The 13,503-nt window shown below is 43.1% G+C and carries 10 protein-coding genes; 8 read left to right on the plus strand and 2 right to left on the minus strand.

The features are described 5' to 3' along the window. Window positions 1-64 precede the first annotated feature (64 nt). A complete protein-coding gene (glpK, locus tag MED217_RS15790; RefSeq protein WP_009781551.1) occupies window positions 65-3,241 on the minus strand; it encodes a glycerol kinase GlpK in 3,177 nt (1,058 codons plus the stop codon). Further along, window positions 3,242-4,252, minus strand: a complete 1,011-nt coding sequence (locus MED217_RS15795; RefSeq protein ID WP_009781552.1) for an aldose epimerase family protein — start codon at window positions 4,250-4,252, stop codon at window positions 3,242-3,244. A gap of 182 nt (window positions 4,253-4,434) precedes the next feature. On the opposite strand from MED217_RS15795, the gene MED217_RS15800 reads away from it, so the two are divergent. The 8 genes from MED217_RS15800 (at window position 4,435) to MED217_RS15835 (ending at window position 13,500) form a co-directional block, all read left to right on the plus strand. Next, window positions 4,435-4,920, plus strand: coding sequence for a rhodanese-like domain-containing protein (locus MED217_RS15800; protein WP_009781553.1), 486 nt, complete (start codon window positions 4,435-4,437; stop codon window positions 4,918-4,920). 29 nt (window positions 4,921-4,949) lie between these two features. Continuing rightward, window positions 4,950-5,630 carry a TIGR04282 family arsenosugar biosynthesis glycosyltransferase gene (locus MED217_RS15805; protein WP_009781554.1) on the plus strand — a complete coding sequence of 227 codons (681 nt, stop codon included), beginning with the start codon at window positions 4,950-4,952 and terminating at the stop codon, window positions 5,628-5,630. A 7-nt stretch (window positions 5,631-5,637) separates the two neighbouring features. Beyond that, window positions 5,638-6,450, plus strand: a complete 813-nt coding sequence (locus MED217_RS15810; RefSeq protein WP_009781555.1) for a purine-nucleoside phosphorylase — start codon at window positions 5,638-5,640, stop codon at window positions 6,448-6,450. 88 nt (window positions 6,451-6,538) lie between these two features. Next, the gene (locus MED217_RS15815; protein ID WP_040532960.1) at window positions 6,539-6,877 is read left to right on the plus strand and encodes an arsenosugar biosynthesis-associated peroxidase-like protein; all 339 of its coding nucleotides are present in this window, start codon (window positions 6,539-6,541) and stop codon (window positions 6,875-6,877) included. Window positions 6,878-6,947: 70 nt separating this feature from the next. Further along, complete coding sequence (gene arsS, locus MED217_RS15820) at window positions 6,948-8,015, plus strand: arsenosugar biosynthesis radical SAM (seleno)protein ArsS (protein WP_009781557.1); 1,068 nt, start codon at window positions 6,948-6,950, stop codon at window positions 8,013-8,015. Between the two features lie 45 nt (window positions 8,016-8,060). Next, window positions 8,061-8,741 carry a TIGR04282 family arsenosugar biosynthesis glycosyltransferase gene (locus tag MED217_RS15825; RefSeq protein ID WP_009781558.1) on the plus strand — a complete coding sequence of 227 codons (681 nt, stop codon included), beginning with the start codon at window positions 8,061-8,063 and terminating at the stop codon, window positions 8,739-8,741. Window positions 8,742-8,811: 70 nt separating this feature from the next. Further along, window positions 8,812-12,027, plus strand: a complete 3,216-nt coding sequence (locus MED217_RS15830) for a SusC/RagA family TonB-linked outer membrane protein (protein ID WP_009781559.1) — start codon at window positions 8,812-8,814, stop codon at window positions 12,025-12,027. Window positions 12,028-12,057: 30 nt separating this feature from the next. Beyond that, window positions 12,058-13,500 (plus strand): SusD/RagB family nutrient-binding outer membrane lipoprotein, encoded by a 1,443-nt coding sequence (locus tag MED217_RS15835; RefSeq protein ID WP_009781560.1) that lies wholly within the window; start codon window positions 12,058-12,060, stop codon window positions 13,498-13,500. Window positions 13,501-13,503 lie beyond the last annotated feature (3 nt).

The raw sequence follows: 13,503 nt of genomic DNA on the forward strand, positions 1-13,503 counted from the left end.
GGCTATTTATTTAAGCGTAAAAATAACGTTTAATTATTAAGAGGTAGAAAGCTTAAGCAGAAAATTAGCTAAGAATCTCAGATTCATAAAAATGCGTCGCATCGTAAATCAATTCGTCAAGCTTCTTGTTTTCAAAAGCCACTCGTGCTTCATCCCAATCTAAGTAATTGACAAAATCCTGAACTGCAATATGACGGTATTGAGCTACGGTCTCGATGTTAAAATACAGTCGGCCGGTACGACGCACAAAGAAATCTGCAAGACTGTTAGTCATTTCATAATTTACACTGTACCACAATTCGGCGCGCAATAGCCGATCATTTACATCTGCATCTCTAAAGTAATTGATCTTGTTTTTAATGATATCGGTTTGCTTTCCGTAAGTTGAAACGAGATACCAAGCTTTAAACGCTGCATTCTCAATTTGAAGAAAATCTAATTCCTGCTCCAGATACTTTTGGTAATCTTCAACCTCTTGAGTATTACGCATCGCGTGGGAAGTCAATGCGATGTGTTGCGTTCGCGACTCATCGTAGGTTTTGCCAAACTTCTCTTTAAGTCGCTTACTTACGGTTTCATTAACGCGTTGCGCCATTTTACGGTATCCGGTAAGCTTTCCTCCGGCAATAGAGATCAGACCACTTTTACTGATGAAGGTCTCATCCTTTCGCGATAATTCTGAAGGATCTTTCTCATCCTCGTGAATCAATGGACGCAGCCCTGCCCAGCTCGACTCGATGTCTTCTTCGGTCAAATTTATATCTGGAAAAGTCCCGTTTACGGCATTGAGCAAGTACTTAGTATCGGCTTTAGTTGCCACTACGCGATCTAAGCTCCCGGAGTAATTGGTATCTGTGGTTCCCACATAAGTCACTCTTCCCCGCGGAATTGCAAAGATCATTCGGCCGTCTGGTACGTCAAAATAGAGCGATTGATGTACGGGTAATTTTTCTTTCGGAAAGACCAAATGCACACCTTTTGTCAAATGCAAATGCTTGTTATTCATCGACTGGTCTTTCTTCCGTAGCTTATCAACCCAGGGTCCTGTCGCAGAAACAAAAGTTCTTCCTTCTACTTCAAAGGTTTTTCCTGTGTTGTGATCCTTGCAGTTTACTGCGGTGATCTTGCCTTTGTAGTTGTAGACAAAATCTTCCATCTCACAATAATTGAGACAAATTGCACCAAAGCCGGCTGCTTTTTTCATCAGCTCTACCGTAAGTCGCGCATCATCTGTACGGTATTCTGCGTAAAAACCTCCTCCCAATAACGTGCTTTCATCAAGTATGGGTTCGCGCTCAAGAGTTTCTTCTTTGGTCAACATACGTCGCTTATCATCATCGTCTACATTAGCTAGCAAGTCATAAACTTTAAGTCCGATAGAAGTCAAGAACTTACCATATTGCCCACCTTCAATAAGCGGCAGTAGCATTTTCTCCGGTACGACAAGATGCGGCGCCAACTTGTGTACGATGGCGCGCTCAGTCCCTGATTCTTTAACCAGACCGATTTCCATCTGTTTTAAATAACGCAGACCGCCATGTACCAATTTGGTACTTTTATTACTGGTTCCTGAGGCAAAATCATTTTTCTCGATCAGGCAAACGCTCATACCACGGGTCGCTGCGTCAAGCGCGATCCCGGCTCCGGTAACTCCGCCACCAATAATGACCAGGTCAAATTTTTTCTTCTTCGCCTTTTTGATATAGCGTTTACGGTCTATGATACTGAAACGCAATTGTTTCTTTTCTTTCTCTACCGCCTCTGCATACCCCGAACGTGTACGCATCACCGCAAGCTCCCAACCTTGTTGTTTATGATTGCGCTCACGCACGCCCATCTTTGGTTCAAAAACCTGATCTGCAGTGCGTAAACCGGCAATATCCTTTTGGGTCCAAATACCCACTTTGATACCCGCTAATAAGGCTGCACCCCAGGCGGTAACTTCTAACATTTCTGGGCGGTCAACCTGCGCATCTAAAAGATCTGCCTGAAACTGCATCAGGTAATCATTAGCACAAGCACCACCGTCAACCTTCAAGGTTTTTATTTGCTTGCCGCTGTCTTCTTCCATCGCTTTGATCAAGTCGGTTACTTGATATGCAAGCGCTTCCACAGTAGCTTTCACGAGTTCTTTACGACCCGTAGAAAAGGTTAAACCTTGAATACTTCCTTTGGCGTTTCCGTCCCAATAAGGCGCTCCAAGACCGTTGAATGCAGGAACAAAAAACAGGTCTTCAAGCGGCGGAATACTTTGACAAATTGCATTGGTTTCTTCGGCATTCTCAATAATTCCTACCTGATCCCGCAACCATTGAATGGAAGCTCCTCCTACAAAAACACTTCCTTCTAAAGCATATTTTGGTGTTTTATCTTCAAGCGTACAGCACAAGGTTGTAATGAGTCCGTTTTTAGAAAACGAAGGTTTTTTCCCCGTGTTCAACAGCATAAAACAACCCGTTCCATACGTGTTTTTTGCCATTCCTGACTTATAACCACCCTGACCAAAAAGTGCCGCCTGTTGATCTCCGGCAACTCCGTAAATAGGAAATTCAGCATCTTGAAAGCTTATTGCTCCAAAATCTGAAGATGATGGCTGTACTTTAGGCAACATGGTTTTGGGGATTGTTAATTCTTCAAGCAACTCTTCATCCCAAGTCAAATCTTTAATGTTGTACAACATCGTTCGGCAAGCGTTGGTGTGGTCGGTGACGTGTTTGCCTGTGAACTTGTAGATCAACCAACTGTCTACCGTACCAAAAAGCAAATCGCTAGCTTCGGCCTTCTCACGTGCACCTTCAACATTATCGAGAATCCACTTTATTTTGGTTGCCGAAAAATAACTGTCGATTACAAGTCCGGTATTTTTCAGAATATATCTTGAAAGTCCGCGCTCCCGTAACCCTTCACAAATGGCTTCGGTACGTTTATCTAACCAGCAAATCGCGTTGTATACCGGTTTGCCCGTTTTTTTATCCCAAACAATAGTGGTCTCACGCTGATTGGTAATCCCAATTCCCTTTATAGCATCTAACGGAACGTTTGCCTTTGTGATCACCGCTTCAAAAACTTCTTTCTGATCTTGAAAGATCATCTCAGGATCGTGCTCTACCCAACCTGATTTCGGGTAATATTGTTTCAATTCCTTTTGCGAAATAGCAACAACCTTACCGTGCTCATCAAATAAAATGGCCCGAGTACTGGTTGTGCCCTGATCAAAAGCGATGATGTGTGAAGTATCCATTTATAAAAATTTATACGTGATGGTATGCTTATACTGTGCTCCCGGCTTTAAAACCGTAGATGGAAAATTGGGATGATTGGGCGTATCCGGGAAAAACTGCGGTTCTAAACACAAAGCCGGTGAAGGCCCTTGAATCGTTCCTGTCTTATTTTCTATTTTTTCAATTCCGTTGGCGCTGTAAAACTGGATTCCCGGTTGGGTGCAATACAATTCTAATTTAGGTGTGCCCGAAGGCGCCGCGAGTACGGCAGCCGGCACTTCTTTACTGTATTTTTCTAAAACATAATTGTGATCGAAACCGCCTTCAAGTTGTTCAAGTGGCTGTTCTAAAATACTGAGTTCGCGCAAGTCAAACGGCGTATTCTCAACCGGTTTTACACTTCCGTCAGGAACGTTTTGCTCTGTTTTTGGTAAAATTCCTTCTCCATTGATCAACAGTTGATGCTTTGCAATTCCTTCTCCGCTTGACGGATTCAGATTGAAATATTCATGACGGGTTAGATTCACAACAGTTTCTTTGTCAGTTGTGGCTTCTAAGCGCATTTCAAGCGCATTTTCTCCAGTCAGTTTAACAAACATTTTAGTCTCCAAATTCCCGGGATAACCTTCTTCACCATCTTTACTCAAATAGGAAAAAACCACCTCATCTTCTAGTTCAGCAACCTCCCAAAGCTTTTTCCCAAAACCTTCAAAACCGCCGTGAAGATGATTTGTTCCTTCGTTGGCACTCAAAGCGACTTTTTTCCCGTCGAGGCTCACGGTAGCATTAGCGATTCGGTTTGCGCTTCGACCTACTAATTGTCCCATAAAAATCTGATCTTCTTCATAGGAATGCAAATCGTTATACCCCAAAACCACATCAGTAAAACCGTCGCCATCAGGAACAATTAATCGTTGTAAAATCGCGCCATAGGTGATAAAATGCGCTTCCATTCCAGACGTATTTTTCAGTTTTACGCTTAAAACCGGGCGTCCATCTTCTGTTGTATCAAAGGGTTCTATTGTAATCAAAGGAAAGTTGTTTTTAAAGCTAAATATATAAAATACTAAAGGGAAACTGCGCTTATTTAAACAGGTCTTTTTGAAGCAGACTATAATTCACGAGCTTCACATTTTTATAAAAATCAAACCAAAAAAAGGCTTTCTTCGTAAGTTTTACCAGAAATAAGGATCAGCCTTTTTAAAACTATTTCATGAAATTCAAATTGCTCGTTGTGCTTTTAATTCCGTTTATAGGTTTTTGTCAGAAAAAATCTATCGACAAGTTGCTGGACACCTATAATACCCGCAGCATACCATACATTTCTGTACAGCAGCTCAAAATGAACACTGAAGCTTTTGCTATTTTAGACACGCGAAAAAAGGAAGAATTTGACGTAAGCCATCTTCCCGGAGCCGTTTGGGTGGGAGAAAAAACTGAAGATGCATTCTTAGACTCTTTAATGAATTCAAAAAAACCGGTAGTGGTCTATTGCTCGGTGGGAATTCGCAGCGAAGATTTTGGCGAAAAACTTGCGCGTAAAACCGGCAAAACCGTGAATAACCTCTACGGCGGAATTTTTGCCTGGAAAGATGCAGGCTTTAAAATCGTGGATGCTAAAGGCAAAACCACTCAAAAAGTACATACCTTTTCAAAAAATTGGGAAGATTATTTAAGGACGGGAATCCCGGTTCATTAAATTTGACTTTTATCAATTAACAACATTCAATGGGTCTATTAAGCAAAAAAGACACCGATTCTGAAAAAGATTTCGAGACAGAATTTCATTTCCCTACCTCAGATAAAGCCCTTTTGATCTTTACCCGTAATCCCGAATTAGGTAAAGTAAAAACCCGACTTGCCGGCGGTGTAGGCGATGCTGCTGCGCTTGAGATCTATAAATTTTTGCTTCAGCATACGGTTAGCATCACCCAAAATTTAAGCCTAGATAAACAGGTTTTTTATTCTGAAAAAATACGTGCTTCAGATTATTGGGATGAAAACACGTTTAGCAAAAAACTCCAGCACGGTGATGATCTGGGAGCTCGAATGCAAAAAGCATTTTCAACTGCTTTTGCCAGCGGTTATAAAAAAGCGATCATCATTGGCAGCGATATGTATGACCTTTCTCAAAAAGATCTAGAAGAAGCATTTTCAGCGCTTGATGATCACGATTTTGTGGTTGGTCCGGCTGAAGACGGCGGGTATTATTTACTCGGAATGACCTTCCTAAAGCCAGAACTTTTCAGCAATAAAACTTGGGGGACCGAAACCGTTCTTAAAGACACGCTTGCCGATTTAAGTTCAGAATCTGTTAAATTGCTAGAAACCCGTAATGATGTAGACTATTACGAAGACATAAAAGGTATCGAGGCCTTCAAGCCTTTTTTACCAGAACATTTGAAATAAAAAATCCATGAAAAAATTTATTGAAGAATCTGCGCAGTTTTTAAAAGAGCGCGGTTTTGAAGCTCCCGAAATCGGTATCATTTTAGGCACCGGTCTTGGCCAATTTGTAGACAAAGTTGAGATCATCAGCTCGGTGAGTTACAACCACATTCCCAACTTCCCAACCGCCACGGTTGAATTCCATACCGGGAAATTGATCTACGGAACCTTAGGCGGAAAAAAAGTGATCGTGATGCAAGGACGTTTTCATATTTATGAAGGCTACACCCTGCGCGATGTGAGCTACCCGGTGCGTGTTATGAACGAACTCGGCATAAAAAAACTACTCATCAGCAATGCAGCCGGAGCGATCAACCTCAACTTTAAAAAAGGCGAGATTATGCTTATCGAGGATCATATCAACCTGCAAGGCGGTTCCCCGCTAGCTTTTAAAGGGGTTGAGCAATTAGGTTCACGTTTTACTGATATGAGTGCACCTTACGATGCTGAAATGCGTGGTATTTTAAAAGATATCGCAAAGACAGAAGGAATTACGCTGCACGAAGGTGTTTATGCATCTGTAGTTGGCCCACAACTAGAAACCCGTGCTGAATATAGATTTCTTAAGATCATTGGCTCTGACACGGTTGGGATGAGTACCGTGCCTGAAGTGATCGTGGCCAATCACCTCGATTTGCCGGTTGCAGCAGTTTCTGTAATTACCGATGAGTGCGACCCCGAAAATCTAGCGCCTGTAGACATTCAGGATATTATGGCTGCCGCCGGAAAAGCAGAGCCCGATATGGTTACACTTTTTACGCAGCTCATTGAAAAACTTTAGGGTTTTTCCGCATTAAAAAAACCACAACACAATTATCTCCGTAACTACTCATGTAGTTATGCTTTTTATAACTCAAAACAAAAAACAAATGGCTAATAACAATTATTACGACCCGGCAGACCTGAGAAAATTTGGTAAGATCACCGAATGGAGCGAGGAACTGGGCACAAAATTCTTTGATTACTACGGAAAAGTTTTTGAAGAAGGTGCACTTACCGCACGAGAAAAAGCCCTTATTGCGCTTGCCGTTGCGCACACCGAACAGTGCCCGTATTGCATCGATGCTTATACCAAAGACACTTTGCAGCGCGGCGTGACCAAAGAACAAATGATGGAAGCCATTCACGTAGGTGCTGCGATCAAGAGTGGCGCTACCCTCGTACACGGTACAATGATGATGAATAAAGTGAATAAGCTAGAAATGTAGCACTTAGACCGTATTTGTTTAAACTTAATCCTATCTTAGACGCTATTGAAAAAGAAAAATAAACGCTTTTATGCCTGTTACTGAAACAAAAAAATCCCTACATAAACGTCACGACGATCTTGCTCAAGCCAATAAACAGCTTGAGATTTTATCCAGTGGAATTTTTGCCGATGGCGAACTCCCTACGTTTGCCGAGAAGATCAAAGAGACCAACCAATTTCCGTTACGACCTAAAAAACTGGAGATCCTTCAGATCAATGTGGGATATATGTGTAATCAGGTGTGTGAGCATTGTCACGTAGATGCCGGTCCCGATCGTAAAGAAATAATGACTTGGGAAACGATGGAGCAGTGTCTCGAAGTGATCAAAAACACGGGCGCGCACACGCTTGACCTTACCGGCGGTGCGCCTGAGATGAACCCTAATTTCAGACGTTTTGTAGAAGAAGCGAGTAAAGCAGGCATTAAAGATTTTATCGTGCGCAGTAACTTGACGATCATTCGCGCCAATAAGAAATACCACGATCTGCCGGAGTTTTTCAAAAAACACAATGTGCACGTAGTGAGCTCGATGCCGCACTGGACGCGTGGTAAAACCGATAAGCAACGTGGTGAAGGTGTTTTTGACAAGTCGATCAAAGCCTTACAGGAATTAAATGCGGTTGGCTACGGAATGCCGGACAGTGACTTGCGCTTGGACCTCGTGTACAATCCTAACGGTGCTTACCTTCCTTCTGATCAAGCAGGAATGGAAAAGGATTTCAAAAAAGCCCTGATGGAAGATTTCGGTATTCAGTTTCATAATCTGTTTGCGATCACCAATCTTCCTATCGCACGTTTTTTGGACTACTTGATAGCTTCAGAAAACTACGAGGATTATATGTACCAACTTGTTGAGGCTTATAACCCGGCTGCGGTGGCGAATGTGATGTGTACTAATACGATCTCGATTAGTTGGGACGGCTGGTTGTACGATTGTGATTTCAATCAAATGCTGGATTTAAAAGTAAATTCAAAAGTGAAGCATATTTCAGAATATAATGAGGATGTGCTTAACGATCGTAACATTATCATTTCTCAGCATTGCTACGGCTGTACTGCCGGCGCAGGAAGTAGCTGTCAGGGAACTGTAGCTTAATTCAACATAAAATAACCAAAAGCACGCGTTGCATTTACCGCTTTATTGAATACTAAAACCGCCATATTAATTTTTGCCCGCTCTGCGGAAGAAGACGCGCGACACAAGTCGATGCATAATGGCGTGCAACTCTTTGAAGCGCTCAATCGGCAGACTTTAAAAACGGTAAAACAAAGCGGACTCCCCTTCTTTACTTATTCTGAAAAGAATCAAAAAGGCTCCACGTTTGCTGAACGCTATACACAAGCCTTTACAGAAATTTATGACTTGGGCTATGACAATGTCATCAGTATTGGGAATGACAGTCCGCATTTAACTAAGCAGCATTTACTTACCGCCGCAAGCGAATTGCAAAACTGCCCAATGGTCATAGGTCCTTCCGTTGATGGTGGGTTTTATTTGATGGGACTGAACAGAGCGCATTTTAATGCACAAGCGCTTTTAGAACTGCCTTGGCAGACTTCAAAACTCACGCAAATCATTCTTAGAAAAGTGCGTGAGCAAAAGATTCAAGCTAAAACCCTTGAGGTACTGCACGACTTAGATTCAGCTTCAGATATTGCGCCGCTTTTACATCGTGGGCAACTTCCATATTTAATCAAAAAACTGCTTTTACGCATACATTACAGAGGGACGCGACCAATCACCAACCAAAAGTTCTTCTTTGATGCCTTTCAGTATCAAAACTACTTCAACAAAGGTTCTCCGGTTAGTTTAAGTATTTAGGACAAAACCATTTGTCTCGCGGTATGCTGTACAATCAAGCCGCTTTCCTTTACTAATCAGAAACAAAAAAATGAAATACCTTTATTTTGGGCTCATGCTCTTGCTGTGTGCAGTTGCCAATAGCCAAACTACCATTTCGGGTACGGTAACCACTGCAAGCGACGGGACGACCGTACCGTTTGTAAATGTCATTGCCGTAAATACCGATGCTGCTACGATAACCGATGAAAACGGAATGTTTTCTCTAGATGTTCCTGCTACAGCCAACGAACTACGCTTTTCAGCAATTGGCTTCATCACCCAAACCGCATCAATCAACGGGCGAACTACTATCAATATCATTTTACAAGAATCTACTACAGACCTCGACGAAGTGGTCATCACGGCGCTCGGTCTCGAGCGCGAGACTAAAGAGTTGGGCTATGTAGTGCAAACCATCGAGGCAGAAGAAGTTTCTGCGGTAAAAGCGCCTAACTTCCTCGACAATCTTGCCGGAAAATTAGCCGGGGTTACGGTTTCACAAGGTGCAACCGGCGTGGGTTCTTCTTCAAAGATCACCATTCGCGGTGAGGCTTCCTTTTCAAACAACAATCCGCTGTTTATCGTTGACGGAACACCCATCAATAACAACACGGTTTTTAATGAAAGTAACGAAGCGGCAGCCGGTTTTCAAGAGATCGATTTTGGTAACGGCGCCATGGAAGTCAATCCCGACGATATTGCTTCGGTGAGTGTGCTTAAAGGCCCAAGTGCCGCAGCGCTTTACGGCACGCGCGCATCAAATGGTGTCATTATTATCGAAACTAAAAACGGAAGTCAAAGCAAAGGTTTAGGCATCAGCATCAACACTTCGGTTTTTGTAGATACGCCTTTTAAACTTCCTGAATTTCAAAATCAATACGGGCAAGGAAATTCCGGTCAGTTTGAATTTGTTGACGGTTTAGGTGGCGGGGTCAACGACCTCATCTCCTATTCTTGGGGACCGCGTTTAGATCAAGGCTCCTTGATAGCGCAATTTGATTCACCTGTAACTTTACCTGACGGAACGATCGTTCGTGGTGGAGATACTTCGCTTTACAACGGGATCGCCATCACACCAACAGCCTTCAGTTCGCATCCCGATAACCTGAAAGATTTTTACGAGACCGGTGTGACCACGATCAATAATGTGGCGATAGGCAGCGGTTTTGACAAAGGAAACTATCGTATTTCGTTTACCGATTTACGTAGCGAATCGATCATTCCCGGAGTAAATCTGGACCGTCAAACCGTCGCTACCAAACTGAATTTTAAACCGACTGACAAAACCACGTTTAATGCTTCTATCAGTTATGTCAATTCCGGGAGTGACAACCGCCCATCTAACGGCTACGGAAGTGAGAACGTCAATTATGCGCTTGTGGCTTGGGGACCGCGCTCGCTAGACATTAACAGCTTGCGTCAATATTGGCAACCGGGATTAGAAGGTGTGCAGCACTACTCCTTCAACTATACGTATTTTGACAATCCGTTTTTTACGATGTATGAAAACCGGAACTCCTTCAACCGGGACCGGGTTTTTGGAAATATTTCTATCAAACAGCAAATCACAGAAAATCTCAGCCTTTCGTTGCGTTCCGGAATGGATTATTCTTCAGAAACGCGCCAGCTGCGTCGTGCTTTCAGCGCTAACCGTTTTAAAAATGGAGGCTACGCCGAGCACGATGTTTTTTATCGCGAGATCAACACCGATTTCTTACTGAATTACAACAACATCTTTGGCGACTTTTCTCTTGATGTTTCGCTGGGCGGAAACCGTCTGGATCAAAAAGCCAGCACCAAACAGTCACAAACGGTGAATCTTGCGCAACCGGGAATTTTCAATCTGAATAATGCTGCTTCGCCAATTGATGTGTTTCAATTTGAATCAAATAAGCGCATCAATTCTTTCTACGGAATAGCAAAACTGGGCTATCGCGACTTTCTATTTTTAGACCTTACCGGCCGTAACGACTGGTCAAGCGCGCTCGCCACGCCGTTTTCGGTAGATGGGACTTCGTTCTTTTATCCTTCGGCTTCGGCGAGTTTTATTCTTTCTGAAGTTACTGAATTACCCAAAGCTTTTTCCTATGCGCAACTTCGCGCGAGTGTAGCTCAAGTGGGTAACGATACGCAGCCTTATCAAACCAGCGGTGCGTTTATTTCGCAAACCGCTTACAATGGGCAACCCGCCTTCAGCAATCAAAATTTTATACCAAACGCTAATCTGAGACCTGAGCAAACTACGTCGTATGAAGTAGGTGCCGACATCAGATTTCTTAAAGATCGCATTCGATTAGATGCGACGTATTACAATGCGTTAACTAAAGATCAGATCATTTCGCTACCCATCGCGATCTCCTCGGGATACAATCAGCAAGTGGTGAATGGCGGTGAAGTGCGTACGCAAGGGGTCGAACTTATCGCAGATCTAACACCGATTTTAACCGCTAATTTTAAATGGAATACTACGTTCAACTTTAGTAGCAATACGTCGAGAGTGGAAAGTCTACCGCAATCTGACGGAAGGCTAACTTTAGCCTACAGCCGAATTTACGACAGTGCCAACCAGACGGTTTGGTTTCAAGTAGAAGAAGGCGGAAAAATTGGCGATATCTACGGAACCGGCTATCAAAAAACCGAAGACGGACAGTTTATACTAACTCCTTCCGGTAGCTATATTGCAGACAATAATCTCAAAAAAATAGGAAACTACACCCCTGACTTTATGCTAGGTTGGAACAACTGCTTCAGCTATAAAAACTGGAGTTTGAGTTTCTTGTTTGACTGGCGACAAGGTGGCGAACTCGTTTCACGCACTCGAGCGCTGGGAACTGTAGGTGGTCAACTTGCAGAAACAGCCAATCGCCCGGAAGCAGGTATTGTTCCGCAAGGTGTGGTCAATACAGGCACAGCAGAAAATCCGCAGTATGTGCAAAATACCACAGCGGTTTCAGCAGAAACCTATTACCGCCAATTTTACGATCGTAACCACGAAGAAAACAATGTTTATGATGCTTCGTATTTAAAACTGCGTCAGTTTTCAGTGGGATATACCTTTAATCTAAAGGATGGCTTTTTAGGCTTGAGTAACGGGATGGACATCGATCTGGCTCTTGTGGGGCGTAACCTCTTTGCCTTTTCAGAAATACCACATTTTGATCCTGAGCAACTCGCAGTGCAAGGCAGCGGCTTTATAAGCGGTGTTGAAGATATGAGCTACGCCACCACGCGCAGTATTGGTTTAAAAGCAGGCTTTAATTTCTAGGGCTTGAAGCCTATCAAAACTAGTTAGAAGATGAAAAACACGATATATACAATTCTAATCTTGAGTCTGAGCTTTTTTACGGCTTGCACCACAGATTTTGAAGAAAAAAATACCAATCCCAATGCACCGGTTAGTGTGCAACCGGGATTACTTTTACGCCAGGTTATTTATGATTTTGGCGAGCAAATGAGCTATGAAGGTTTTGCCGCAGGCGATCTCCTTTCGCAGCATCGCACGGCTTTAGACTTTAACCTCTTTGACCGTCACGCATTAAAATCGCCGCAATTGGGTGGAAATCCTTGGCCTGTTTTTTACACCAATCTTAGAGACAACGAACTCTTGCTTAAACAGGCTCAGGAAGTTGAAACCTTTAAGGTTTATGAAGGGCCGGCATTGATTCTCAAAGCGTATATGGCACAAGGCCTTACCGATTTGTTTGGCGATATACCCTATTTTGAAGCATTTAATGGAATTGATGGAACCGTCACCGCACCTTATGATGCTCAAGAAGACATCTATTTAGCAGAAGGCGGAATTCTGGACAACCTAGATCAGGGGATTGCCGCGATCAATGCCTACTCCGGCGCTGTGGCTCTAGAAGGCGATCTGTTTTTTGAGGGAGACCTCAGCAAATGGGTACAGTTTGCAAACTCCTTAAAGCTAAAAGCCTTGATGCGTATTTCAAATCAGGAAGATGTAGCGGCCGCTATCGCTTCGATTTATGCCGAAGGAAATTTCATAACTACTAATGCAGATAATGCTGTTTTTGATTTCACTTCAAGTGCTCCTAATAGTTTTCGCTTTGCGCAATTGCGGGCAGGAGATTTCAACAACTTTGTGCTTTCTGAAACTATGGAGGATATTTTGACTGATCTTGATGATGATCGTATTTCGGTATTTTTCCGTCCTTTTGCCAATTCGACTTCCGGTGAATTTAACGGACTCATCAACGGAATTGATGCCTCACAAACTTCGATCGAACCTGCTAATTATTCGTTGGCAGGAACGCTTTTCCGTGAGAACACTGCACAATTAGACGCTAATTTTATGACCGCTTGGGAAACACACTTTATCCTCGCGGAAGCTGCAGAAAAAGGTTTTATAAACGCTGATGCCGAAACCTTATACAATCAAGGTGTTCAGTTGGCTTTTGATTATTGGCTGACCGATCTTCCAGCAGATTACTTGACCGGCTCGGCTGCGTATCACGCTGCAGGAACCAAACCTATACAACAGATTATCACGCAAAAATGGATCGCTAACCTCATCAATGGCTATGAAGGTTGGATCGAATGGCGTCGCACCGGCTTCCCGGAATTTAGACCGGTAGCAGCAAGTTTGAATGACGGGATCATTCCTGTGCGTATGCCGTACCCGGCAGAAGAGCAAGCTTTGAATGCAGATAATTATCAGGCTGCGGCAGCAGCCACAAACGACAACAGTTTAAACAGTCCCGTTTGGTGGGATAATTAAAAT

Source organism: Leeuwenhoekiella blandensis MED217 (genome assembly GCF_000152985.1).
Taxonomy (GTDB): Bacteria; Bacteroidota; Bacteroidia; order Flavobacteriales; family Flavobacteriaceae; genus Leeuwenhoekiella; species Leeuwenhoekiella blandensis.